Annotated in this window: 19 protein-coding genes and 1 riboswitch; of the genes, 8 read left to right on the top strand and 11 right to left on the bottom strand. The window is 49.4% G+C overall.

The features are described from left to right. Positions 1-17 precede the first annotated feature (17 nt). The 6 genes from thiC to tatA all read right to left on the bottom strand — a co-directional run bounded on the left by thiC (position 18) and on the right by tatA (position 8,301). Positions 18-1,331, bottom strand: coding sequence for a phosphomethylpyrimidine synthase ThiC (gene thiC / locus ACYQ2M_RS04540; protein ID WP_459915134.1), 1,314 nt, complete (start codon positions 1,329-1,331; stop codon positions 18-20). Between the two features lie 90 nt (positions 1,332-1,421). Continuing rightward, a riboswitch (cobalamin riboswitch) is annotated at positions 1,422-1,614 on the bottom strand. Between the two features lie 33 nt (positions 1,615-1,647). Next, positions 1,648-2,799, bottom strand: coding sequence for an MFS transporter (locus ACYQ2M_RS04535; protein ID WP_459915133.1), 1,152 nt, complete (start codon positions 2,797-2,799; stop codon positions 1,648-1,650). 317 nt (positions 2,800-3,116) lie between these two features. Beyond that, a complete protein-coding gene (glnA, locus tag ACYQ2M_RS04530) occupies positions 3,117-4,529 on the bottom strand; it encodes a type I glutamate--ammonia ligase (RefSeq protein WP_459915132.1) in 1,413 nt (470 codons plus the stop codon). A 118-nt stretch (positions 4,530-4,647) separates the two neighbouring features. Beyond that, a complete protein-coding gene (locus ACYQ2M_RS04525; protein ID WP_459915131.1) occupies positions 4,648-4,986 on the bottom strand; it encodes a P-II family nitrogen regulator in 339 nt (112 codons plus the stop codon). Positions 4,987-5,036: 50 nt separating this feature from the next. After that, positions 5,037-7,664, bottom strand: a complete 2,628-nt coding sequence (gene glnD, locus ACYQ2M_RS04520; RefSeq protein WP_459915130.1) for a [protein-PII] uridylyltransferase — start codon at positions 7,662-7,664, stop codon at positions 5,037-5,039. 448 nt (positions 7,665-8,112) lie between these two features. Then, the gene (gene tatA / locus ACYQ2M_RS04515) at positions 8,113-8,301 is read right to left on the bottom strand and encodes a twin-arginine translocase TatA/TatE family subunit (protein WP_459915129.1); all 189 of its coding nucleotides are present in this window, start codon (positions 8,299-8,301) and stop codon (positions 8,113-8,115) included. Between the two features lie 457 nt (positions 8,302-8,758). On the opposite strand from tatA, the gene ACYQ2M_RS04510 reads away from it, so the two are divergent. Both ACYQ2M_RS04510 and ACYQ2M_RS04505 read left to right on the top strand, forming a co-directional pair. Beyond that, positions 8,759-9,616, top strand: a complete 858-nt coding sequence (locus ACYQ2M_RS04510; RefSeq protein ID WP_459915128.1) for an AAA family ATPase — start codon at positions 8,759-8,761, stop codon at positions 9,614-9,616. A gap of 194 nt (positions 9,617-9,810) precedes the next feature. Continuing rightward, the gene (locus tag ACYQ2M_RS04505) at positions 9,811-10,998 is read left to right on the top strand and encodes a vWA domain-containing protein (RefSeq protein WP_459915127.1); all 1,188 of its coding nucleotides are present in this window, start codon (positions 9,811-9,813) and stop codon (positions 10,996-10,998) included. A gap of 145 nt (positions 10,999-11,143) precedes the next feature. On the opposite strand, the gene ACYQ2M_RS04500 is transcribed toward ACYQ2M_RS04505, so the two are convergent. After that, on the bottom strand, positions 11,144-11,932 hold the full coding sequence (locus tag ACYQ2M_RS04500) for a TatD family hydrolase (RefSeq protein ID WP_459915126.1): 789 nt from the start codon (positions 11,930-11,932) through the stop codon (positions 11,144-11,146). A gap of 115 nt (positions 11,933-12,047) precedes the next feature. Here ACYQ2M_RS04500 and ACYQ2M_RS04495 point away from each other — a divergent pair, with 115 nt between their 5' ends. Beyond that, positions 12,048-12,215 (top strand): hypothetical protein, encoded by a 168-nt coding sequence (locus tag ACYQ2M_RS04495; protein ID WP_459915125.1) that lies wholly within the window; start codon positions 12,048-12,050, stop codon positions 12,213-12,215. Positions 12,216-12,218: 3 nt separating this feature from the next. On the opposite strand, the gene ACYQ2M_RS04490 is transcribed toward ACYQ2M_RS04495, so the two are convergent. Beyond that, positions 12,219-12,788, bottom strand: coding sequence for a Spy/CpxP family protein refolding chaperone (locus tag ACYQ2M_RS04490; protein WP_459915124.1), 570 nt, complete (start codon positions 12,786-12,788; stop codon positions 12,219-12,221). A gap of 702 nt (positions 12,789-13,490) precedes the next feature. Here ACYQ2M_RS04490 and ACYQ2M_RS04485 point away from each other — a divergent pair. From ACYQ2M_RS04485 to ACYQ2M_RS04475, 3 genes are all read left to right on the top strand, one after another. After that, a complete protein-coding gene (locus ACYQ2M_RS04485; protein WP_459915123.1) occupies positions 13,491-15,332 on the top strand; it encodes an ATP-binding protein in 1,842 nt (613 codons plus the stop codon). 335 nt (positions 15,333-15,667) lie between these two features. Further along, positions 15,668-17,035 (top strand): sigma-54-dependent transcriptional regulator, encoded by a 1,368-nt coding sequence (locus ACYQ2M_RS04480; RefSeq protein WP_459915122.1) that lies wholly within the window; start codon positions 15,668-15,670, stop codon positions 17,033-17,035. A 175-nt stretch (positions 17,036-17,210) separates the two neighbouring features. Continuing rightward, a complete protein-coding gene (locus tag ACYQ2M_RS04475) occupies positions 17,211-17,777 on the top strand; it encodes a LuxR C-terminal-related transcriptional regulator (protein WP_459915121.1) in 567 nt (188 codons plus the stop codon). A gap of 23 nt (positions 17,778-17,800) precedes the next feature. Here the strand turns inward: ACYQ2M_RS04475 and ACYQ2M_RS04470 are convergent, their stop codons facing one another. Beyond that, positions 17,801-19,453, bottom strand: a complete 1,653-nt coding sequence (locus ACYQ2M_RS04470) for an AMP-binding protein (protein WP_459915199.1) — start codon at positions 19,451-19,453, stop codon at positions 17,801-17,803. 163 nt (positions 19,454-19,616) lie between these two features. Then, positions 19,617-20,186 (bottom strand): cupin domain-containing protein, encoded by a 570-nt coding sequence (locus ACYQ2M_RS04465; RefSeq protein ID WP_459915120.1) that lies wholly within the window; start codon positions 20,184-20,186, stop codon positions 19,617-19,619. Positions 20,187-20,405: 219 nt separating this feature from the next. On the opposite strand from ACYQ2M_RS04465, the gene ACYQ2M_RS04460 reads away from it, so the two are divergent. Continuing rightward, the gene (locus ACYQ2M_RS04460; RefSeq protein WP_459915119.1) at positions 20,406-21,812 is read left to right on the top strand and encodes a M48 family metalloprotease; all 1,407 of its coding nucleotides are present in this window, start codon (positions 20,406-20,408) and stop codon (positions 21,810-21,812) included. A 233-nt stretch (positions 21,813-22,045) separates the two neighbouring features. On the opposite strand, the gene fusA is transcribed toward ACYQ2M_RS04460, so the two are convergent. Further along, complete coding sequence (gene fusA, locus ACYQ2M_RS04455; protein WP_459915118.1) at positions 22,046-24,079, bottom strand: elongation factor G; 2,034 nt, start codon at positions 24,077-24,079, stop codon at positions 22,046-22,048. A gap of 496 nt (positions 24,080-24,575) precedes the next feature. Between fusA and ACYQ2M_RS04450 the strand changes: the two genes are divergently transcribed. Next, positions 24,576-24,944 carry a DnaJ family domain-containing protein gene (locus ACYQ2M_RS04450; protein ID WP_459915117.1) on the top strand — a complete coding sequence of 123 codons (369 nt, stop codon included), beginning with the start codon at positions 24,576-24,578 and terminating at the stop codon, positions 24,942-24,944. The last annotated feature ends 68 nt before the right edge of the window (positions 24,945-25,012 follow it).

The raw sequence follows: 25,012 nt of genomic DNA, 5'->3' as shown, positions 1-25,012 counted from the left end.
CATGATCAGGCTTTAAATTATCTGCTTATTTTATCGTTTTTGATGTCATTGGCAAACACTTCCATTCCTTTTTTCATGGCACAGAAGTCCCCGCACATGGTGCAGGTTTTCTCTTCTTGGGGACAGCGTTCCTGTCGCATCTGTTTTGCAACTTCAGGAAAGAGGAGATATTTTTCAAGATCGCCCCAGCGCATGTCCCGTCGGGCCATGGAGGCCAGTTTTTCATTTTCCCTTCTGTCCGGGTATTTGGCAATGTCCCCGATTCTTACGGCCAGACGGGTGGCCCGGACCCCTTCTCTTACATCTGCTTCAGTGGGCAGGGCAAGATGTTCGGCAGGCGTGATATAACACACCAGATCCGCCCCATGCCAGGATGAGGTGGCAGCGCCAATGGCCGAGGTGATGTGATCATAACCGGCCCCGGTATCTGCCGGCAATGGACCCAGCACATAGTAGGGGGCATTGCCGCTCATTCTCTTTTCCAGCATGATATTGCCCTGTATTTCATCCAGGGGCACATGACCGGGGCCTTCCACCATCATCTGACACCCTCGTTCCCTTCCCAGTTCTGCCAGTTCGCAGTTAATGATCATTTCAGCCATCTGGGCACGATCGTGGCTGTCATGGATGGCACCTGCCCGGATGCCGTTGCCCAAAGACAGAACGGCATCGTATTTTTTCATGAGATCACACACCCGGTCAAACTGTTCATACAGGGGATTTTCCTTGCCGGTGGCATCCATCCAGGCCACCATGAAGGTACCGCCCTTGGATGCAAGGCCGCCATAGCGAAAGCCCTGTTTTCTTAAACGTTCAATGGTGTACTGGTTGATGCCACAGTGGATGGCCATGAAGCTTAAGCCGTCTGCCAGCTGTTTTTCTATGAGGTCAAAGAGAAATTCCGGGTCCAGTTTGGAGGGGTCTTTATATTTTCGGCCGGTTTCTTTAAAGGCCTGGTAAAGGGGGACATTGCCCACGGGCAGGTTCACGGCCTTCAATACTTCCCGACGGATGGCATCCAGATCTCCCCCGGCGGAGAGTTCCATGAGGGTGTCAGCCCCTTCTTCTTCGGCGATGATGGCTTTTTTGACCTCTGCTTCAATATTGCAGATATCTGAAGAGGTACCGATGGATGCATTGATTTTTGTGCGAAGCCCGGTACCAATGCCCACGGCTCTCTGGTTTTTTCTGGAGGGATTGCAGGGGATGACAATTTCACCCCGGGCCACACGGTGGCGGATGAGTTCCGGGGAGATGTTTTCGTCGGTGGCGACCTGGTTCATTTGCGCAGAGATGATCCCGTCCCTGGCAATTTCAAGCTGGGTTTTCATTGATTTTCTGTCCTTTCCTGGTCATGTTCCGGACAGTTTCCCGGAACTGACTGTGGTGTCAGCCCTGGGATTTACCATTTCACCAAAGGGGTTTCATTACCGTATCGGGCAGGTCTTCTGACTGACGGATCATTGAAATATTCTGCGTCTTCCCACAACGTTTTTTAATGACGCTGCAGTGACATGGGTGCAGGTTTCTCCCCGTTCACAGCGGCGGGACCGTTCCGGATTTTAACCGGATTCCCTATTAAGGCATGGTGCCGCCCGATACAGTGCTAAATTTGGATGGCAAAAATACCATGGGAGGATGCCGGTGTCAATCCTTAAGCTTTAAAATAAACGGCAGGCCCATAAGTCCGATGAAGGCGCACGCCAGGTACATGTTTTCAAGTCCGATGAGGTCTGCAATTCCCCCCACCAGCACAATGGCAATGGAGCGGGTGACAAAGGAAATCATCATAAAAAGGCCGTTGGCCGCCGATGGATTCCCCATGGATTGTTCCTGGATGATGGCCAGCATCACCGGGGTGGTGGAAAGGATGCTGAATCCGGTGAGGCAAAGGAATATGGCTTTGACAGCCCCGGTGGTGATGATGAACAGAAAAAGACTTGCCGGTGCCAGCAGAACAGCGGCACAGAGAATTTTCTTTCTTCCCAGGGTGTCACTTAAAATACCTGCACTTAATACTCCGGCAACCCCAAAGGCCTCGTACAGGGCAAGGGCGCTGCCGGCAAGCCAGAGATTTCCGGTCTGTCGTTCTATGAACACAGGAAGAAACACCCCCATGGCAGAGTGCATGAAGGCCCTGGCTGTGAGAATACCGGCAAGGGGAAAAAGCACATGTCCGATGTCCCTGGTGGTGGCAAAAATAGATGTTTTTCTGGGGGAATTGTCGTTGTCCATGTCCAGGGGGGCAAGTTTAATATAGAGCATCACCGATGTTATCAGGGCAAAAATCATCATGGGGTAAAATCCGGCAAGTCCTCCCATGGATACTACCCCAACGGCAATGAGGGGGCCTGACATGCGTGCGGCCTCCCCCCCTGTCATGTAAAAACTCATGCCCCGACCCTTTTTGTTGCCCGATACCCTGGCAATAACGCCGGGGGCCGGTACATGGTAGAACGCCACACTGATACCTGACACAAAAAACATCACCAGCAGCATCCAGTAGGAAGATGCCATGCCAATGAGGCACATGGGGATGGCAGTCAAGCTGGGGGCCAGAATAATGGCCCATCGGGCAAGACCCCTGCGGTCGGCCAGAGCACCTATGAAAGGGTTCATCAGGGCCGGTATCTGCATGACGGTGGATAATAATCCCGCCTGGGACAGAGAGATGGAAAGCTTTTCAATGATCAGGGGCAGTACCGGGGCCAGAAAGCTTGTGTAGATATCATGGATGAAATGGGAAAAGGAGAGTAGCAGAACGTGCTGGGTATGAAATTTATTGTCATGGGGTGCCATGGAGAAGGGGTCCTTATGAAGATGCATGCATCCCCGGGAAAGTCGGTTATAGGGGCCGGGCTTGGGCTTATGGGCGTTATTCCCAGAAAAATTCGGAAGTTTGGTCATAAGATGGGCCATGCCGGGGAGGGGCCAGGCTTGCGTTATTGATACTTTTACTTAAATTGTTTTTTTTAACATAGGCTGTTGATAAAAGCACAATAACATAAGCCTGATCCCATTTGTCCGCCAATTGAGACAGGTGGCCCATTTTCGGCATGCATGGGGTCGGACCCATAACGCCCATAAGACAAGCTTGACCCCGTTTTTACAGGCTGCTAAATATCATAATAAAGGAAAAATTCATGGGGATGGGGCCGGCTGTTCAGCGGTGTTACCTCGTTTTCCCGTTTGTAATTAATCCATTTTTCAATGACATCTTTGGTAAAAACATCCCCTTTGAGTAGAAAATCGTGGTCTGCTTCCAAGGCATCCAGGGCTTCTCCCAGGGAACCTGGCGCCGAGGCCATTTCCGCCAGCTCCTCCGGGGGCAGGTCATAGATGTTTTTATCCATGGGATCACCGGGATCAATCTTGTTTTGAATACCGTCCAGCATAGCCATGGTCATGGCGGAAAAGGCAAGATATCCGTTGCAGGAGGGGTCCGGGGTTCTGAATTCAATGCGTTTGGCCGCAGGAGCGCTGGAGTACATGGGAATCCGGATGGAGGCGCTGCGGTTTCTGCTGGAGTAGGCAAGGTTGATAGGGGCTTCAAAGCCGGGTACCAGGCGTTTATACGAGTTGGTGGTGGGGTTGGTGATGGCACAAAGGGCTTTGCAGTGTTTGATGATCCCTCCGATGGCCCACAGGGCTTCCTGGGAAACACCGGCATACTTGTTGCCGGCAAACAGAGGCTTTCCTTCCTTCCAGATGCTCAGATGGGTGTGCATGCCTGTTCCGTTGTCCTCAAAGAGGGGTTTGGGCATGAAAGTGACGGTGTGATCATATTTTGCGGCAACATTTTTAAGCACATACTTAAACCAGGCAAGGGTATCTCCCATATTTAGAAGGGTGCTGTATTTAAGGTCGATTTCCGACTGACCCGCCGTGGCCACCTCGTGGTGCTGGCATTCCATTTCAATGCCCATGTCTTCCAGGGTGAGCATCATTTCCGTTCGCATGTCCTGGTATTTATCTGCGGGGGGAAGCGGAAAGTACCCCTGTTTGTGGCGGATTTTGTATCCGGTGTTGGGAATTTCTTCCCGGCCGGAATTCCAGATGCCCTCATCGGAATCAATTTCATAAAAAGCCGCATTGTTTTCCGAGGCAAATCGGATATTGTTGAAAATAAAAAATTCCGGTTCCGGTCCCACAAAGATGGTATCTCCGATGCCGGTGCTTTTAATGTATTGTTCGGTTTTGCGGGCAATATAGCGGGGGTCACGGCTGTAGGGTTCGCCGGTGATGGGGTCTTTTATGTCCCCTAAAAGTACCAGGGTGGGTTCTTCAAAAAAGGGGTCTATTTTTGCCGTTGAGGGGTCCGGCACCACCACCATGTCGCTGTTGTCAATGTTTTGCCATGCCCGCATACTGGATCCGTCAAATCCGAATCCATCTTCAAATGAGGATTCCGTGACCTCACATGCCGGTACGGTGAAATGCTGCCAGGTGCCGGGGAAATCCATGTATCGGATATCAATAACCCTGATCTTCTCATCCTTTATTCTGGAAATAATCTGTTCCGGTGTCATTTTCATCTCCTTGCGATGATGGGTCTTGACAACACCACCGGCGCCTTCGGGTTTATACTGGGTCAGTAAGGTCGGGCTTTTACGATGGTGTTTTGATCAATTCCCAATAAAGGTATTGTTACAGTGCCTCGGTGCCGCGTTCTCCGGTTCGGACCCGGATAACCTGGTCAACGGGAAGCACAAAAATTTTGCCGTCACCTATTTTTCCGGTGTTGGCGGCTTTGCAGATGGTTTCCACCACCTCCTCTGCCCGTTCCTTGTCCACAAGAATTTCAATTTTAATTTTGGGGACAAAATCCACCACATATTCGGCCCCCCGGTAAATTTCCTTGTGGCCTTTCTGGCGGCCATAGCCTTTGACCTCGGAGATGGTCATTCCCTGAATACCAATTTCATTCAGGGATTCTTTTACATCATCCAGTTTAAAGGGCTTGATAATAGCTTCTATTTTCTTCATTGGTATCTCCTTTTTTGGGATCTTGTCCTGTGCCGGCCTTTGCGGGGCGTTCAACGGGGTTCTTTTTCAAGAATAATTTGTGGCAGTGCATTGAGGATGGCAAGTCTTGTGGCTTCCACATCCGGGGGGTCTGATAGTTTCTCATTTTGCAGGGTCTTGACATAAAATATATCCACCACCTGATCCACCTTGGTGGCTGCCATGGCAATTCTCACATCAATGCCCTGGAGGTAAAGGACATGGGTAATGGCAAACAAAAGGCCAGGAAAATCATAGGTGAATACTTCAATTATGGTGAAAAAACTGGAGGTCTCATTGTCGATCTCCACCCGGTTAGGTCTGGCAGTCTGACCCGATGAAAGGGTCAGCGTTTCAGGCAGTTTCTTTTTTAATCGATCAAGAAAGCAGTCGTCCGCAATGGCAAGGTGCAGGTCTTTTTCTGCTTTTTCCCATTTTTCCGTTTCAAAGAGTCGATCCCGGGGGGGCATTACCTTGAAAATATCAAGGGCCGTATTGTCACCCCAGGCATAGGCCTGGGAACCCACGATGTTGAGACCGTTCAGGAAAAACACACCAGCCAGTTTGAAGAAAAACCCCGGGGTGTCTTTTCCGCAGATGGCAATGGTTCGGATGTCGGTGTCGGGTTCTTTCTTAACCGTCCACAAAAAATCATTATTACCGAGTTTTTTATGAAGGTCAAGGTGTTCAATGATTTCTTCCGGGGGCACGTAGAGCAGATATCTGTGGGCCATGGAATCCAGGGCCCGGGTCAGCTCTGTTTCATCCCATGAGGGTTTCCTGAGTGCCAGTACATCTGTTTTTTTCTTTTGTATGATTTTTACGGCTTTCCGGGAGGCCAGCTCACCTTTTTTCAGGATGCCAAGAATTTTCAGAAACAGTTCTTTGAGTAAATTTTCCGTCCAGTCGTTCCAGGCTTTGGGGCCGGTGGCCCGGGAATCGGCCACGGTGAGAAGGTATAGCATCCGCAGTCGCCCCACCCGGTTGATACGCTTGGCGCAAAGAATAATGGTTTCCTCGTCACTGATATCCCGGCGGGTGGCGGCCTTGATGAGAAACAAGTGATTTTCAATGAGAAAGCAGATTTCATCAATGTTTGCCTGGGTATAGCCAGATCTTTTGAGAATCTTTGCGGCAATTTCGGCTCCCCGGAGGGAGTGTTCCAGGGCCGGATCTCCTTTTCCGATGTCGTGGAGCAGGGCCGCCATCAAAAGGTTTTTTCGGTTTCGAACCTCTTTGTGGATGGCGTGGTAAAATGCACTTTTGTCGTCGCCTTCGGTATCTTTTTTAAGGCCGTTGATTTCCTGTACACATCGAATGGAGTGCTTGTCCACGGGAAAAAGATGGTACTGATTGTATTGAATTTTGTGCAGAAGCCGGGAAAACTCCGGAATGAATTTCACCAGAAGGCCGGTGCTTAGCATGACGTTGAGTACATTGAATTCCCAGAAGGATGTGGCAAGTATTTTCTCAAAGTCTTTGACGTGGGAGGGATTTTTTCGGAATTTATCGTCCACCAGATGAACAAATTCCCCAACGATTCGTCTGGACTCAATGGAAAGGGGGGTTTTTGATCTACCGCTTTCCACAAATATTTTCAACAGCAGTCGGGGATCTCTGGGGATGTCACTGATGGATGAAAATTCCAGACGTCGGCGCTGAATTTGAATTCCCCGGGTGTGGGTGGAGCGGGCGGGAAAAGAGAAGCGTTTTCCCCGTTTGTCCAGTAAGATGGTTTCAGTGACCCGCTGGTTTGTCTCTTTTAAAAAATCCATCCGGGCGTGGAGTTCGCCCATGAAGTTTTCCACTGCCTGGTGACGGTATTTGCCTTTAAATCCAAGCAGTTTTGCTAACTCTACCTGGTGTTCAAAATGAAGCTGATCACATTTTCTGCCGGTGATGTAATGGAGCCGATTGCGGATGCTCCAGATAAAAGCCAGGGCTTCTTCAAGGGTTTCATATTCTTCGTGGGATAAAAAACCATTGCGTTCCAGATCCCTTCTGCAGCGAATATCTGCCTTGATGCGTGCATACCATAGCAGGGTGTGGTAGTCCCTTAACCCGCCGTGGCCGGATTTAAGATTGGGCTCCAGCAGGTAGGTGGAATCGCCAAAATCCCGATGGCGTTGTCTGCCGTTGTCAATGAGGCGGTTAAGGCTTTTTTCCTGGTATCGGGCGGACAGTTTTTTTCGAAATTGCTCTCTGAGTTTAAAATAGATGGGGGATGACCCGCAGATAAACCGCACATCGAGCATGGTGGTGAGGATATCAAACTGCTTCCAGGCCATGGAAAGACACTCTTTAATTGTCCTGATGGCGTATCCGGTTTCAAGGTGGATGTCCCACAGGGGGTATAAAATTTCTTTTACAAGCTGTTCTGTCTCCCGGGGTACTTTTTTTTCAAACAGCAGTAGCAGGTCCACATCGGAATGGACGCATTGCTCCTGGCGACCATATCCACCCAATGCCACCAGGACCACGGGATTGCCCTGGAACGTCATGGCGGCTGCAGCTTTGCTTTTTCCAAGGGCGGACTGAAAATATTCATCCAGAATTCTGGAAAAGGATTCCAGAAACCGGGGTTCTTTCTGGTTTAGGAAATTTTTAATCAGTTGATCCCGGTTCTGGATCAGTATGCTGGCGTCTGTCTTGTTTTTCATGGCGTCCGCTGCTCTGTAATGGTTTTTCGGTTAGTGATTTGTCATGCAAAGAAGGTGCCACTGAGATATATGGTGACGATGACGCGGGCATTCAGGGGTTTGAACCATGGGACAGCAGAATTTTATTGCAAATTTGTCATGCATTTTTCGTGGTAAATTGCAAAATTGTGCTGTGGATATGCCGGGCAATAACGATTGAATCGTTGCCTGGACAACCCTGTCTGATGGCAGATAGACAGGACGGTGGGTGGTGCACAAAAAAAAGCCGGGAAAATGGGAATGCGCCCAAAATATCTGCCCTCCCCGACATTCTCTTAGGAGGTGGCCTCCATTGTGACTAAACCCAAGTTTTCCGCGTTGATGTTATGACGACGTGGATTTCATGTGTTGCGTGACAGGGCAGTTCATGAAGTTTTTATATGGATGGGAACAGTGAATGTTCTGGTAATTATTTTTTGTCGTTCTCCAGTTTTTCCGGTTCTTTGTCTTCGGTCTCCACTTCTTTTGTGGCTTTTTTAAAATTTTTAATGCCCTTTCCAATGCCAGAACCGATTTCTGGAAGTTTCCCTGCACCAAAAATAATAAGAATGATCACAAGGATAATTATCAGCTCCGGCATACCAATTCCACCAATCATAGCGCACTCCTGTATCTGATGTGCCTCATCAGATTCTATGTGAAAACGAAAAAACAGTAAAAAGACTTTTTGTGACAGGTATTCACAAGCACTCTCCTGGAAGCCTGTAAATATAGCAAAATAAAATCATAACGTATAACAAAAATTTATAGCATCCGGAGTGTTCGGTGTCAATCATTTAAAGAACTTGGGAGGGGGGGCATAATATCTGGTCCTTCCTGAGAAGGGGGCTGCTTAACTTTTTTGACCTCATGGGCAGCCAACTGTCACGGGTGGCCCATGTTGTGACCACGCCCATTATGATAAAGGGCAGATGTGATGCTCCCACAGCAAATAGACAATAAAATCCTTGAGTGCCATTGAAAGATGCTTTATCCTGCCACAAAATATGACCATAAACCAATCAGACAATAAACACACAGACCCATAACCCCACGAATCCACACCAGGAGTTCCCATGACACCCAACAGAGAAAAGAAATTGCAGTTTTCAGGCGCCCATAAATATGTCCTTGATCCCGAACTTGCCGGCATCGTGAATATTTCCATGGCCCTGGAAATGCCCCTGCTCCTTAAAGGCGAACCCGGCACCGGTAAAACCATGCTGGCCCACGCCATTGCAGAGAGCCTTGGCATGCCCCTCATGGTTCTTAATGTAAAATCAAGCATGAAACTCATTGAAGCCCTTTATCAGTACGATACTCTCACCCGACTTAATGACAGCCGGTTCGGAGATTCCAAGCGGGATGTGAGCGACATTGACGCCTACATTAAAATGGGGAAGATCGGCCAGGCATTCATGGCAGAAAAGCGAACTGTGCTGCTCATAGACGAGATCGACAAGGCCGACACCGATTTCCAGGACGACATGCTGGACGTGCTGGATCAGATGCAGTTTGATATCATAGAAACTGACCGCACTGTCCAGGCCCGGCACCGGCCGGTGATCATCATTACCTCCAATGCCAAGAAAGATCTGTCAGATCCTTTTCTGGGCCGGTGCAATTTCCATCACATTGCCTTTCCAGATCCTAAAATGATGCGCAAAATTATATCTGTTCATTTTCCGGACATTGATACCACCCTGGCAGAACATGCCATTTCGTCGTTTTATACCCTTCGGGATGTGGACGGGATTGAAAAAAAACCGGCCACCCGGGAGCTCATCAACTGGATTCGAGCCCTGGATGCGGATCCGGATTTCCGGGCCAGGGATCTGGTAAAGGGGGCTGTGCCCTTTCTTGGGGTACTGTTCAAAAAAAGCCCGGATTATGAAAAGGTGCAGTCCCTTTCCACCAGACGTCGATTCTTTTAAAATCTGTTTTTGTTTGCATGTGGCTTTTGATTCTCTTTTATTGAAGTCTTATGGGGCTGCCAGAAATCAGGAGAATGGCCCATGTTGTGACCAGGCCCGGAGTGTATCATTACGGCTGGAGATGGAAACCTTTTTCAAAGCCTCGGCTTTTCAAGCGGGGCGGCCCGTTTTTACGGGGCAGGGATGCAGATATAATGTTTATCTCTTTTTTTTATAAGTTAAAGGAAGTCGGGATACCCGTTACCCCCACTTCATTTCTGACGCTTCAACGGGCATTGAACCGGGGGCTTGTGGACTCCCTGGATGACTTCTACACCTGCGCCCGGGCCATTCTTATCAAAAGTGAGCGTTATTTTGACCTCTATGACCAGGTGTTTTCCTTTTATTTTGAGGGGGTTCCTCTGCCGGAAAACCAGGGGTTTGAAATTGATGAACTGGCCCGGGCAATGCTGGATGAATGGTTAAAGGATCCAAAGCAGCTAAGTGATGCCCTGGGAATTGATCCGAAGACACTTAAAAATTTGACCCCGGAGGAACTCATTGATTATTTTAAAGAGCGGTTAAAAGATCAGAAGGGAAGGCACCAGGGCGGAAACAAGTGGATCGGCACAGGAGGTACCTCCCCGGTGGGGCATTCGGGCTATCACCCCGGGGGCATGCGGGTGGCAGGGGAATCCCGAAATAAGTCGGCCCTGAAAGTGGCCGGGGAAAGACGGTATAAAGATTACTCCGGCAGGGGACCTTTGACCCAGGCCATGATGGGGGAAGCATTAAAACGCCTTCGCAATCTGGTACCCAGTGGCCCCAGGGATCAGGTGAATGTGGATGAAACCATTTACCAAACCATGAAAAACGGAGGGGAGATTGAACTAATCTTTGATCGTTCGTTAAGGGATCGACTCAAGGTAATGCTTGCCATTGATAACGGTGGGTGGTCCATGGACCCCCATATCCCAGTGGTTCAGACTCTGTTTGATTATGCAAGATCCCAATTCAAGGAGGTCAGAACCTGTTTCTTTCATAATACCATTTATGATTGTGTCTGGGATGATCCGGCCCGGTATCGGAAACCCCGGGCCATTGACGGATTTTTAAAGATGGACCCTGAAACCCGTTTCATAGTGGTGGGGGATGCCAGCATGGCACCCTATGAACTCATGGCCCGGGATGGTTCCATTCATATCCAGGAACGCAGTGGAAAGCCAAGTATAGAAAGACTTAAATTCATTGCCGATACCTTTCCCCATGCCGTGTGGCTCAATCCAGTGCCAAGCCGGATGTGGGGTTATACCCATTCCATCATGACCATTGCGTCCATTTTTCCCATGTTTGAACTTTCCTTGGACGGACTTGAAAAGGCTGTGGCGCACATGATGTCCTGAGTCGGGAATATTTTTTTGGGGGAGGCTGGGATCTCCCTGGCGATGTCGGGGCAGGCCTTCCTGATTCCGTTGATTGCCCAACGGTGTTGGGTGGCCCATGTTGTAACCAGATCCATCAAACCCAAAAACATTTGATCCTCAAATGTCAGGAAATGTGGGAGATATTATAAAGCTCCAGGGTGTTGTTCCAGATGATTTCGGAAAGTTCATGGGGATCTTTGTGGGTGATGTCTGCGATCTTATGAAGCACAGCAGCCACAAAGGCAGGTTCGTTTCTTCGGGTTTTGTTTTTCATGGGGGCCGGGGTTAGATAGGGAGCATCTGTTTCAATGAGCAGTCGATCTTCCGGGATGAGAGAAATCAGTTGCCTTAGAAGCGCCCCGCGCTGTTGAAGGGTGACAATGCCGGTGACGCCGATGTGATATCCCAGGTCAAGATACTTAAACATCTCCTCCCGGGTCCCGCTGAAACAGTGGACCACCCCCCGACGTCTCTGATTGTCCATATCTGTGAGGATTTCAAGCAGTCTCCCTCCGGAATCCCGTTCGTGGAATATCATGGGAAGTTCCAGTGCATCGGCGGCCTCAATTTGACGGATGAACCATTTCTCCTGGACATCCATGGGCGAATGCATGCGGTTGAAATCAAGTCCGGTTTCCCCCCATGCTTTTACCTTTTTATGGGTCGCAAGGGACGTAAGTTCTGCCATTACATCCTCGGAGCAATGCTTTACGTCATGGGGATGGACTCCCACGGAGGTGAAGATGTGTGGGTGTTTTTCCACCATTTTTATGGCTTTTTTAGATGTCGCAAGGTCGACACCCGCCACCATGATGGCTTTTACCCCTGCTTCCCTTGCTCTTTGAAGTGTCTCTGGAAAATCATTCTGAAAACTTATATCATCTATGTGTGCATGGCTGTCAAATAGCCGCATTCCTGTCCCCCCGTTGTGTGTATGTTTTTTTGGGATTTAATGCCTTGCCTGAAACGTCAGAACAAAGGACAAAGACTGTACAAAAAAATCTTCAAGGGATCAAGGAAAAAGTCGGATGAAAGAAGATAAGCCCGGCAGGGCAGGGGAAAATCCAGACAGGCCGGAAGAAAAGCGGGCCGGGGGAAGCCCGCTTTTCTTCATGGGTGGATTTGATGCCTACAACTCCATCCAAAAATCAACCTCTTTATGTTTTCTGTGCACAGGGTTCATGCCCGGGGATTAAACCTTATTCGGTGGTGGGTATTGCCTCATCGCCGGAGGGTAGTTCCGGTGTTCCCTGCAGCAGAGGACAATTGGGTTTGGGGAAGCAGTGGGGGCGGCCTTTTTTGGGACCATGGAATTTGCCCCTGCCTTCAAATCTTCCCATTCCTTTTCCCATGCCGTGGAACATCATGGGAACCTGCAGTTTCGGTGCGATTGCCTTAACTTGCAGTGCAAACTCAACGCCCTTGGTCATCATGATTTTCTGGGCATCTGCAAGCTCCGCTGTGAGGGAATTTAGCTGATTCCGATCCGGTGAGGTGGTTTCCATGAGAATACGGATGGCTTCGTGGTTTGATACCATGACAACGCGCTGGGGGGCTGTTTCATCAACAAATTTTTGCCGCAGATCCATTATCTGGTTTTTCTGTTCCTGGGTCAGGGCTGCCCATTGCTGCCCGGGATTGTTCATAAAGCGTGGACAGTCATTGTTGCCCCGGTTTCTTTTGCCATTGCTGATGCCGGCAAATGCGAAGCTGGTGAGGGTCATAAGGGTGACGACGATGGCTGTGAAGATCAATGCCTGCTTTTTCATGGGATATCTCCTTGTAATTATGGTTTTAAAAAATTTTTTCAATCTCTGGCATTGGTATTGCTTTATTGTTTCCAATGCCAATGAAGAGCTAAAGTTGAGTCGTTATCTTACGGGAAAAAATATTTTTTCTTCTGGTGATTGTTAAAGCAAATGGCGTGCCAGGTTTGTTTTTTTTGTTCCAGAAGGCTTGAAAAAATAAAAATTGATTAACATCTAAAGATGTCGTGCCAGGTGTGTCAATGGGGCCGAGTCTGTTTTGTTGCCTTGTTATAAGTGTTTGTATTTAATTAAAAAGAGAAGCGGGGCGGACGGTGTCGAAAACTTGATTTCGTCCAAATCGGTCCATGGTGGTCCAATACCCAAAACATGGAACATACATCGAAGGACCCTCGGTTGGCTCTGGGGGGGGTAAATTAAATCCATTTGGATACTTATTACCCATTTTAATATATCCAATAGCGTAAAAAATATCCAATTTACCCGCGGATGAACAATCGGAGGCTTGGAGTTTGGTCGCAAGCGCTGCCATTCTGGGCTGGGGTCTGGCTTGTGTTACTGATACTTTTGTTGAAATATGCCTTGGAACATAGATAGTTATCAAAAACACAATAACGCAAACCAGCTCCTGTTGGGCCTTCAATTGCGCTGGGTGCCAGATAATATGATTCAGTCCAGGGCCTGATCATTGAGTAACAGGAAGGAATGATGTTAAAATTAAAAAAAATAAAGGGGGTGCCCGGACTTTCCCCTCTGGTGATCATCGGTATATTTGCCATACTGGTTCCTATTTTTGTATTGATGACCATTGACAATATCCGGGAGCAGAACGGCAGGATAAAGGAAAAGCTCACCGGGAAGGGGCTGCTGTTGATCCGGGCCTTTGAGGCGGGTACCAGAACCGGAATGATCACCACCCGGTGGGGGGGGAAGCGCGTGCAGCGCCTGCTTGCCGAAACGGCGGAGCAGCCGGAGATCGAATACATGATGATCACCGACCGCAGGGGCCTTATCCTTGCCCACAGCGATGAGAATCAAGTGGGAAAGCGTTATGAAGGGATGCCCGACATGGTATTTGAACAAGGGCTTTCTCCGCTGTTTCATCGGGAGGTTATTTCCCCCGGGGGAGTGAAGGTTTTTGAGGTGTATAAGGAGTTTACCCCGGCTCGGAGACACTTTAGATCGGAAAAGCATCCCCCGCCCCCGGGATGCGCCTTTGATGTAAAGGGGAATGCCTGGCGGTGCCCGCCTTCGCCATCCATGGATGATGTCCGGAAACAACATGCTTCCCGGTCTCCTGATAAAGATTGGTTTCAATCCCATTTTTCACCGGATGACGGTGGGGCGGACAGCCGTGAGCAGGTGATCTTTGCGGCCATAAACATGAAGGAAATTGAGCAGATCAAGCAACGAGCGGTGACCCATGCGATTTTCATGGGGTGCCTGTTTCTTGCGTTGGGAGTGGTGGGGGTGGTGTGTGTGGTGGCACTGCAGGGATACCGATCCGCCAGAAGTTCCCTTTCCAGGATCAAGGCGTTTTCCGATGATGTCATCGCTAACATGCCGGCAGGGCTTATAACCGTGAACATAGAAATGGAAATCACTTCCAGTAATGGGGCTGCCCTGGAAATTCTGGGCTATGAAAAACATACTTCTCCCATGCGCCTGCCTCCTGAGATGAAAGCCCTGGTGGACAAGATCAAGGGATCTCCTCCCAAGGTGGCCGGGGAGATTGGCTGCACCGTTCATGGAGATCATCAGCTGCTGCTGGACGTTACTGTGTCATCCATTTTAAGTGAAGGGGAAAATTTATCGGGTTATCTGTTTCTTTTTCATGATTTAACACAGTTTAAAGCCATGAAGGACGAAGTGGACCGGAACCGCCGTCTTGCCGCGGTGGGAAAACTTGCCGCCGGCGTGGCCCATGAAATCAGAAATCCCTTGAGTTCCATAAAGGGCTTCGCCACCTGGTTTCTTGAACGTTATGAACAGATTCCCGAAGACCGGGAGGTGGCAGGCATCATGATACAGGAGGTGGAGCGTCTGAACCGGGCTGTAACCCAGCTCCTGGAATTTGCCAGGCCCATGCCGGTGGTTAAAAAACGGGTGAAGCTTTCTGACATAATTGATCATTCTCTGCGTCTGATTGCACCGGATGTGAAAAAACAGCAGATTCAGCTGAAAACTTGTCTTGACACAGGTGTGGTATGGCTGCACACCGATCCAGACAGGCTCAATCAGATTTTGTTGAATCTTTATTTGAATGCCCTCCAGGCCATGGAGACCATGGGCCGTCTTTGTGTCACGGTGACGGATGGTCGTCAACGGGGGGCCGTTGTCATTGAGGTGGCAGATACCGGACGGGGTATCCCCCAGGGGGATGTGGATAAAATTTTTGATCCCTATTTTACTACCCGATCCGATGGTACCGGCCTGGGCCTTGCCATGGTATATCGTTCACTGGAGGCCCTTGGCGGGGCTATCCGGGTGGAAAGCACACCCGGTTCCGGTACACGTTTTTTTATTGAGCTGCATGATGTTATATAACAATGGCGTCGACGGTCCGGGGCTGGATCGGATAGCCGTTGGGGGTTGCATAAGTTCATTTTCATGCTTTGTTGTGTCCGCCAGGACATGTGGGTTATACGAAATAGGGGCTTGATCACAACATGGGCCACCCGTAACAATTGATGGGCCAACGGGGTCAGGTTTGTGTTATTGTGATTTTGCCCATCGCATGTGTTTAAAGGCTACTTTAAACAAAAACGCCAATAACGTAAGCCTGACTACTCCCTAAAATGGCCCATGTTGTGGTCAAGCCCCGAAATGACAATAATTAATTTAAAATGTTTTTACGGTAAACACAGGGAATAAAGGCAGATATGAAAGAAAAAAAACGGGTACTGGTGGTGGATGATGATGCCGGGCACAGAAGCATGCTAAAAACCCTTCTCACCGGGTGGGGATACGACATTGCCCTGGCCGATGACGGTATGACAGGGGTGCAGATTGTCCAGGAGGAAACCTTTGACATTGTGCTCATGGACATGCGCATGGTCAAAATGTCGGGCATGGAGGCCCTTGGGGCCATTCACCGCCATAACCCCTCCCTGCCGGTGGTGATCATGACGGCCTATTCATCGGTGGAAACGGCGGTGGATGCCCTGAAACAGGGGGCCTGGGATTACCTGACCAAGCCCCTGGATTTTGAAAAATTAAAATTGACCATGGCCCGGATACTGGAAACCATTTACCTGAAACAGGAAAATGAGAGCCTGAAACAGCGTTTGGGAAAGGGGTTTCAGCGGGAGCGAATCATTGGGCGCAGTCCTGCCATGACTGCTTTGCTTGACACCGTTGAGATGGTGGCCTCTTCCGATGCCAGTATTCTTATCACAGGCCCGTCCGGCACCGGCAAGGAACTCATTGCCGGGGCAGTTCATTATAACAGTCCCAGAAAAAATGCCCCTTTTGTGCGTATTAACTGCGCAGCCATAACGGAAAGCCTACTGGAATCTGAGCTATTCGGTCATGAGCGTGGAGCCTTTACCGGGGCGGAACGTCAGCGAAAGGGCAAGTTCCGGGAGGCCCACGGAGGCAGTATTCTGCTCGATGAAATCGGTGAGATGAACCTTGCCATGCAGGTGAAGCTTTTGCGGGTTCTCCAGGAAAAGGAAGTCACCCCTGTGGGAGGAGATAAAAGTATCAAGGTGGATGTCCGGGTGATCGCCGCCACCAACAGGGACCCGGAACAAATGGTGGCCGATGGAACTTTTAGAGAGGATCTTTTTTTCAGGCTTAATGTGGTGGCTCTGTCCATTCCACCCTTGAGTGAACGTCAGGAGGACGTACCCGATCTGGCCCTATATTTTCTGCAGCGGTTTTCTGAAAAAAATCATCGGGATATCACAGGGTTTACCCCTGAGGCCATGGATGCCATGATCCGTTATGCCTGGCCGGGCAATGTAAGGGAGCTTATGAACTGTGTGGAACGTTGTGTGGTACTTGCCCGGTCTCAATATATCACCCTGGCCGATCTTCCCTTTGCCCCGGTGGATGAGGGTAAAACCGGAGAAGTTGGGCAAGCCGATATTTCAAGCGTCAGAGATATCCCCCTTTCGGAAGTGGAGCGAGAAGCCGTTCTGCAGACCCTGGACTCAGCGCAGGGAAACCGTAGTGAAGCCGCAAGGAGGCTGGGGATCACCAGAAAAACCCTGTTGAAAAAACTCAAGCAGTATGGACGGGCATAAGCTGAATTCAGTTGCTACATGAGCTGCTTTGGGAGCTGTAAATATATTCCTTCCATAAAATATGTTGCGATACATTGACAGGGAGGATTGAGTTCTCTAAGATATACTGACGTTACATGAGATCGGTATGTATAGTTTTAATGGATGGGGGATATAAAATAGAGGGGAAATCATCATGGCATCCAGGAAAAATAAAAGAGCGGTTGAACGGTTTGAACTTGAAATTCCGGTTCAACTGAAATTTGTGGGGGGGGAAACTGCTTCCCGGGGGACCATGAATCTTCGCAGCAAGGACATATCTTCCATTGGTGCTTTGGTTGATCCCAGTCCCGGTTTGGCAGTGGGAACGGTTATGGAACTTAATCTTGATATTCCGCTGGGATATCTGGGAGGGGTGGGAGGACGTCGTGCCCGGGTGTCGGTGCAGGGAAAAGTGGTGCGATGTAATGAAAGGGGGGCCGCTTTTTCCTTCCAGGGTGAAGCGGATTTCGCATATGAGACAGAAAAAGAAGAAAGCTGCCCCCTCCGCAATGTTCAGCTGACCCCCCGGGAACGGGAAATCCTGGAACAGATTGCCCACGGGGCTTCCAACCGCCAGATTGCCGAGGGGCTTTACATCAGCACACACACAGTAAAAACCCATCTGCACAATATTTTCCAGAAAATTGATGTCACCGGAAGGCTCCAGGCAGCCCTGTGGGCCGCTAAACATCTTCCCATGGAAACCGCTCCATCCATTTAAAGCAGTCGGGTGTCAGCCCCTGATTATCGTCTGTCCGGCCAGATGTTTTCCGACATTTCCGATAATTTATATTTCTGAATTTTACCGCTGGCGGTCATGGGATAGCCTTCCACAAAGGTGACATACCGGGGAATTTTGTGCCGGCTGATATTGCCCCTGCAGAAATCCTTTACATCGCTTTCTTCAATATCCACATCTTTTTTGCGAATGATAAAGGCTCCCACCTCTTCGCCATACTTCTGGCTGGGAACAGCAGCCACCTGAATGTCCTGGACCCCCTCCATGCGGTAAAGAAATTCTTCAATTTCCTTGGGATAGATATTTTCCCCCCCCCGGATGATCATGTCTTTATATCGACCGGTGATGGAAAGAAACCCCTCCTTGTCCATTACGCCCAGATCCCCGGAGTGAAGCCATCCGTCACTGTCAATGGCATCTGCAGTGGCCTGGGGATTATTATAATAGCCTTTCATGACGTTGTAGCCTCTGCAGCATACCTCTCCCTGGGCACCGGGGGGCAGGGTGGCACCGGTTTCCACATCGATGACCTTGACCTCAATGTGGGGCAGGGCCTGGCCCACGGTTTCCACCCGTTTTTGAAGGTCATCATGGATGCGGGTGTAGGTCATCACCGGAGAGCCTTCGGTGAGGCCATAACAGATGGTGATTTCGGACATGTTCATCTTTTCAATCACCTGTTTCATGATCTCCACGGGGCAGTTGGAGCCTGCCATGATGCCGGTTCTGAGGGTGGAAAAATTAAATTTGGAAAACAGGGGATGCTCCAGCAGAGCAATGAACATGGTGGGTACCCCATAAAGGGCGGTGCAGCCCTCCTGTTCCACAGATCCCATGACCAGAAGGGGATCAAATCCCTCAAGGATAACCATGGAGGTGCCATGGGTAACAGCGGCAAGTACCCCGAGTACACAGCCAAAGCAGTGAAACAGCGGCACGGGTAGACACAGGCGGTCTTTGTTGGAAAAATTCTGGTTTTCACCGATCCAGAACCCATTGTTGCCGATGTTGTAATGGGTTAGCATAACTCCCTTGGGAAATCCCGTGGTGCCAGAGGTATACTGCATGTTTACCACATCGTGGGGGGTTAAACTATCCTGTCTTTCTTGGTATTTTTCTGGGGAAATGATGGGGTGAAGCCCTCGGATTTCCGGGATGGAATACATGCCCCGATGTTTTTCATGACCCAGAAAGCACACCCGTTTCAGGTGGGGATATTTTTCCGAAGAAAGGCTTCCACGTTGCTGGGTTTTTAATTCCGGTACCAGTTCGTAAATGGTGTTGATGTAATCGGTGTCCTGGAAGCCGTCAATGAGAAAAAGGTTTTCGGTTTCCGATTGCTCCAGAAGGTAGGAAAGCTCTGCTTTCTTATAATTGGTGTTCACCGTTAAAAGAATGGCACCGATCTTGGCCGTTGCAAACTGCAGGGTGACCCAATAGGGAATGTTTGTGGCCCAGACAGCAACTTTTTCGCCTCGTTTAACCCCCAGGGCCATGAGTCCCCTGGCAATTTCATCCACCCCGTCGGCAAATTGCCGGTAGGTGAGCCGAAAATCTCTGTCCACATAGACAATGGCTTCATTGTCCGGATATTTACTGACGGTTTCATCGAGGATCTGGCCCAGAGTGCGCTCCCTTAAGCCGTTGTGCATTTCCATTTTGTTTTCTCCATGGCTGGTCTGGTGTTGTGATCGGGGGCATTCCCATTTTTCCGGCATCATCATGGCTTTCCATGAATCTGGTTTTCAGGCAAACCTGAACCCCATCGCCAATGAAACGCTTCACCGGGAAAATGGGAATGCGCCCGTTGTAATTTCAATTTTATTTGGGAATATAAATAACCGCATAAATTTCCGCGTTTTCATCCCCCACACAGCTGACATAGTGTGGTACCACGGAGTTATAATAGACACTGTCACCCTGGTTGAGCAGATAGGTTTCCTTGCCGTAAATGATTTCAATGCACCCCTTTTCCACCACAATGAACTCTTCGCCTTCATGGGAGGATAGTTTTTTTTCCCTGGCGGATTCTGGCAGTATTTCCACAAAAAAGGGTTCCATGTGGCGATCGGTCTTTCCCCTTCCAAGGGAGTAGAATTTCAGGGCGGTGGGTTTGCCCTTGCCCCCAAGGACGCTGATTTCAGATTCCCGGTTCGCACGGCGGACAATAAAGGGGTCTGTGCTGTCCTGGTCATCGAGAAAGGTCCCAAGGCGTACCCCCAGCGCCCTGGCAATTTTCATCAGGGGCCCCAGGGGCGGGTATACATTATCGGTGAGCATGGTTTTTAAAAATGCTGTTTCAAGTCCTGTGAGCTGGGACAGGTTTTCCAGGTCTATTTCTCTTTTTTCCATGAAATATGTGATGCGTTGGCTCACTTTTCCGGTTTGCATTGTTCCTCCTTGTGGGGATTGAAAAGTAAAAAGATTTATTTATATTGAAAAAAAACAAGCTTGTCAAAAAAATACATTGATATTCATGGGTATGCCTTGTCCCTCCTTATTGAAGCAGGTATCCTGAAAACGGATCTTTCCCCGAAAAAAAATAATGAATCGGGTTGATCTTAAACATGCTCTGTTGGATAATATCCCATTAAAAAAGGAGTTAAATAAATGTTTAACCGAAAGAAACCATGGGTGATTACCCTGGTGCTGGTGCTTATACTCAACTGCCCGGCAGGGGCTATTTCCATTTCCGAGGAAAAAAAAATAGCCGGAGAGTTCATGGAAGCGATCCGTATGCAGAATCAATTGATTAAAGATCCTATGGCGGTTGCGCTGGTGACAGAAGTGGGAAAACGCATTGTGGCTCAGTTGCCCCCCCAACCGTTTCCCTTTTCGTTTTATATTGTGGATGACGGTCAGTTTAATGCGTTTGCCAGCCCCTGGGGCAATATTTTTGTACATCGAGGCCTGATCACCGCCCTTGATAATGTGGATGAACTGGCCGGCATTCTGGGGCATGAGTCGGCCCATGCCGTATGCCGGCATGTGTCCCAAATGATTGACAGGTCAAAGGTGGTGAATATTGGTACCCTGGCAGGGGTTCTGGCCGGTGTCCTGGTTGGGGCCAGCGGAGGCGGGGATGCGGCCCAGGCCGTGGTGGTGGGTTCCATGGCAGTGGGGCAGACGTCCATGCTGGCCTACAGCAGAGAAAATGAAACCGAAGCAGATCAGAAGGGGCTGGTTATAACCCGGGACGCGGGGTTTTCTCCCCAGGGATTGCTCACCGGCCTTGAGAAAATCCGCTCCATGGACTGGTATGGCACAGAAAAAATCCCTGGATATCTTAAAACTCACCCCGGTTCCGGTGAGCGCATTGTTTATATATCTTCCTGGCTGGATAACCATAAGGATGATGTGACCATCGATAATGGCATTGACGATTTCCGGTTTGACCTGGTGAAATATCGACTGACGGCCCTTTATGGGCCTGTGGATGAAACAGAAAAGAAATTTATGCTCCTTTTGAAAAAAACACCAGACGACCCCGCTCTTCATTATGGCATGGCCATTTTATTATCCCGGGTGTCCCGTCTGGAGGAGGCTCTTGATCATCTGCGCCTGGCCCTTGAGAAACGGGTGTTTGATCCCTATCTGCTTCTGGAAGCCGGGCACATTCATCTGCTGGCTGAAGATGGAAGAAAAGCCTTCAGCCTGATGAACGGGCTTGAAAAAATACCGGCGGTGGCTGTCCAGGCAACTTATTATCAGGCATGGGCCCGGTGGTTGATGGGGGATGTTGTCCAGGCGGAACGGGGGCTTTTAAAAACCATCCAGACCGCAGGGGATGCCTTCCCACGGTCTTTTTATTTCATGGCGGATGTGGCCCGCCAGAAGGGGCGCACCGATGAGAGTCACTATTACCTGGGACGCTATTACCATGAAATAAAATCATTTAAGAATGCCATGTTTCATTTGAAAAAAAGTATTGAGCTTCTTTCGGAGGGTGCCATGAAAACCCAGGCGCTGGAGCTGCTTGGAGAAATGGAAAAGCAGAAGAAAAAAAGCAGGGGGTGATGGACTGGTCGGGTCGGCAGTCGGAGGCTCTACGGTGTTTTGAGACAGTGTTTTTATATAACAGCCATGTTTTGATGAATGGGCGGGGCTGTTAAGCCCGGTCCGATAGGGTGGAGCGTGGAGGAGCGGTTCATGCTATCACAAGGAAGGATGGAAATGGCAAGGTGGTGCCCCTAACGGTCACCCGAGCCGGGGCTGAACCGGGTGACCGTTGGAGGTTCTGCTGTCTGCAGTTATTCTTTGTCAAATCGCGAGAATTTCATGGTAAAGGTGCCCCGGCCCTGGGTGGCAGATCTCAATGCTGTTGAGTATCCGAACATTTTTGATAGCGGAACAGTGGCCTTGACAATCTGTATGCTCTGTTTGGGCTGGATGGACTCAATGCGCCCTCCCCGGGTGTTGAGATCGGCAATGGCCTCTCCCATGAAATTGTCGGGTACCAGTACCTCCACATCCATGATGGGCTGGAGCAGATAAACAGATCCTTCTTCCATGGCGTTTCTGCAGGCCATGGAGGCACAAACGGAGAATCCAAGATCGGAACTCTGGGATTCCCGACAGGAAGCGCCCTTGATGGTTATCCGGGTGTCCACCATGGGATAGCCTTTAAGAAAACCGCTCTCAAGGGCCTCCCTTGCGCCCTTTTCAATGGCCGGGATATGGGCTTCCGGGATGGATTCCGCAGGTGCTTTGTACACAAATTCAATGCCTTTGTCCCGTTCCAGGGGTGACAGTTCCAGGTTGATCTCTGCAAAATGGTGTTTTCCGGCAATTTCCCTGTCAAAGACGGCATGTCCCGCGGAGGTGCTATTCAGGCTTTCCCGGTACACCACCTGGGGGCTTCCCACATTGACATCGGTGTTAAATTCTCTTTTCATGCGGCTTATGATGATTTCCAGATGGAGTTCTCCCATGCCGGAAAGAAGGGTCTGGCCAGTGTCATTGTCGGTGGTTACCTTGAGCGTGGGGTCTTCTATGGTGAATTTTTCCAGCACCTCTTCAAGTTTTTCCTGATCTGCATGGGTTTTGGGCTCTATGGCAATGGATATAACGGGTTTGTCAAATTCCATCTTTTCCAGGAGCACCTGGTCTTTGGAAGAGCAAAGTGTTTCACCGGTGGAGCTGTTTTTTAGGCCCAGAACACCCACAATGTCTCCGGCATATGCTTCTTCCACTCGTTCGCGCTTGTTGGCGTGCATTTTCAGAATCCGGGAAATCTTTTCTTTTTTATTCAGGGTGGGATTAAATATGTCTTCGCCGGCCTTGAGGGTACCGCTGTAAATTCTGACAAAGGATAGTTTACGCCCTTCAATCATGGATACTTTGAAGATAAGTGCCGCCAGGGGGGCGGTTTTATTGGGAGGGTATTCCACAATTTTTTCCGTGTGGGGATGGATACCCTTCACTGGCGGAATGTCCTTGGGGCTTGGCAGGAAGCTTTCAATTCCATCCAGAAGGGGTTGTATTCCCTTGTTTTTCAAGGCGGTGCCGCACATCACCGGCACCAGGTGCCTTGCAATGGTGGCTGCCCGGACAGCCTCTTTGAGTTCCTGTAAAGAGATTTCCTCTTCACCCAGGTACTTTTCCATGATGGTGTCATTGACCTCAGACAGGGTTTCCAGAAGGATTTCCCTGTATTTTTGAGCGGCCTCTTCCATGTCCGGGACAATGGGGCCTTTGGTGAACTCTGCTCCCTGGGTTTCATCGTTCCAGATGATCTGCTCCATGGTGATGAGATCAATGAGCCCTGAAAATTGATCTTCAGCCCCCACGGGGATCTGAATGATCAGTGGAGTGGCATGGAGAAGGTCTTTGATCATATCAACCACATTGAAAAAATCGGCTCCGATGCGGTCCATTTTATTGATGAAGGCAATTCTGGGAACCTTGTATTTGTCTGCCTGGCGCCACACGGTTTCCGACTGGGGTTCCACTCCGCCGACGGCACAGAAAACTCCCACGGCACCATCAAGGACCCTTAATGCCCGCTCCACCTCAATGGTGAAATCCACATGACCCGGGGTATCAATGATTTGGATCAGGGATTTGTTCCACTGGCAGGTGGTGACAGCTGAGGTGATGGTGATCCCCCGGTTCTGTTCATCTTCCATCCAGTCCATGATGGCCTCACCGTCGTGGACCTCTCCTATTTTATGGGATTTTCCGGTGTAGTAAAGGATGCGCTCGGTGACAGTGGTTTTACCGGCGTCAATGTGGGCCATGATGCCGATGTTTCGTATTTGGGAAATAGGTGTTTTTTTACTCATGATTCCTGCCTGCTTGAATATTTGAGGGATTACATCAAAAGAATCGGGCTTGATTTTTCATCGCCCCTATTTTGCAGGGTGATGCGCTTTGCTTATTCAAAAACCGGATCATCAAAGTAGGGGGTGATTACAACATGGGCCACTTTGGGTGGGGTCAGGCTTGCGTTATTGACGTTTTTGCTTAAAATTTTCTTTATGCACAGATATTTGTCAAAAATACATTAACACAAGCCTGACCCCATTGGCCATCAATTGTGATGGGAGCTCCATGTGGTGATCAACCCCTCAAAATATTTAATTTGATTAAATGGTATTGGATACAGCAATGGATAAAAAGTGTCAAGAAAATAAACATTTAAAGGGCTTTTGTCTTGCAAATAAAGCCTATTTTCTATAAGATTAACAATTTAATTGCCAGGCTTTATTACTAACTCTTTGCCTTCTTCAACGGGCGTTGTTGTAATCAGGCTCTGGTTATCAGAATGTGGAGGCCTGCATGATACCCGGATTTGAGAAACTGGTGGAGCAGAGAATTGCTGCGGCCCGGCAGAAGGGTGAGCTGGACAATCTTCCCGGTGAGGGAAAACCCTTGAACCTGGAAGATATGGCAGTACCAGAGGATTTCCGCATGGCCTATCGGGTGCTTAAAAATGCTGGTTTTTTGCCACCGGAGGTGCAATTAAGAAAGGAGATTGAAAATGTGGAGTCGCTGCTGGCTGATCTGTCATGGGATGCGCCGGAAAGGCAGGCCCTGGAGAAAAAATTAAATTTTATGCTGACCCGGCTGAATCTTTCCCGGGGACCCAACCGAAAATGTCATATCCCCGGAGACTATGTGCACCGTGTGATTAAAAAGATTTTGTGAACCGTGATAACTTGAGTTTTTAACGGACCCTTTTCGTCATCGGGCCTGTTCAAGGCTGGCCAAACATT

This window comes from Desulfocicer niacini (genome assembly GCF_054657595.1).
The sequence above is the reverse complement of the archived record's forward strand: the minus strand, read 5'-3'. Positions and strand labels throughout refer to the sequence as shown.

Coding starts and splice junctions, on each gene's coding strand:
- thiC (WP_459915134.1), bottom strand. CDS start 1,331: ATGAAAACCCAGCTTGAAATTGCCAGGGACGGGATCATCTCTGCGCAA.
- ACYQ2M_RS04535 (WP_459915133.1), bottom strand. CDS start 2,799: ATGGCACCCCATGACAATAAATTTCATACCCAGCACGTTCTGCTACTC.
- glnA (WP_459915132.1), bottom strand. CDS start 4,529: ATGACACCGGAACAGATTATTTCCAGAATAAAGGATGAGAAGATCAGG.
- ACYQ2M_RS04525 (WP_459915131.1), bottom strand. CDS start 4,986: ATGAAGAAAATAGAAGCTATTATCAAGCCCTTTAAACTGGATGATGTA.
- glnD (WP_459915130.1), bottom strand. CDS start 7,664: ATGAAAAACAAGACAGACGCCAGCATACTGATCCAGAACCGGGATCAA.
- tatA (WP_459915129.1), bottom strand. CDS start 8,301: ATGATTGGTGGAATTGGTATGCCGGAGCTGATAATTATCCTTGTGATC.
- ACYQ2M_RS04510 (WP_459915128.1), top strand. CDS start 8,759: ATGACACCCAACAGAGAAAAGAAATTGCAGTTTTCAGGCGCCCATAAA.
- ACYQ2M_RS04505 (WP_459915127.1), top strand. CDS start 9,811: ATGTTTATCTCTTTTTTTTATAAGTTAAAGGAAGTCGGGATACCCGTT.
- ACYQ2M_RS04500 (WP_459915126.1), bottom strand. CDS start 11,932: ATGCGGCTATTTGACAGCCATGCACACATAGATGATATAAGTTTTCAG.
- ACYQ2M_RS04495 (WP_459915125.1), top strand. CDS start 12,048: ATGAAAGAAGATAAGCCCGGCAGGGCAGGGGAAAATCCAGACAGGCCG.
- ACYQ2M_RS04490 (WP_459915124.1), bottom strand. CDS start 12,788: ATGAAAAAGCAGGCATTGATCTTCACAGCCATCGTCGTCACCCTTATG.
- ACYQ2M_RS04485 (WP_459915123.1), top strand. CDS start 13,491: ATGATGTTAAAATTAAAAAAAATAAAGGGGGTGCCCGGACTTTCCCCT.
- ACYQ2M_RS04480 (WP_459915122.1), top strand. CDS start 15,668: ATGAAAGAAAAAAAACGGGTACTGGTGGTGGATGATGATGCCGGGCAC.
- ACYQ2M_RS04475 (WP_459915121.1), top strand. CDS start 17,211: ATGGCATCCAGGAAAAATAAAAGAGCGGTTGAACGGTTTGAACTTGAA.
- ACYQ2M_RS04470 (WP_459915199.1), bottom strand. CDS start 19,453: ATGGAAATGCACAACGGCTTAAGGGAGCGCACTCTGGGCCAGATCCTC.
- ACYQ2M_RS04465 (WP_459915120.1), bottom strand. CDS start 20,186: ATGCAAACCGGAAAAGTGAGCCAACGCATCACATATTTCATGGAAAAA.
- ACYQ2M_RS04460 (WP_459915119.1), top strand. CDS start 20,406: ATGTTTAACCGAAAGAAACCATGGGTGATTACCCTGGTGCTGGTGCTT.
- fusA (WP_459915118.1), bottom strand. CDS start 24,079: ATGAGTAAAAAAACACCTATTTCCCAAATACGAAACATCGGCATCATG.
- ACYQ2M_RS04450 (WP_459915117.1), top strand. CDS start 24,576: ATGATACCCGGATTTGAGAAACTGGTGGAGCAGAGAATTGCTGCGGCC.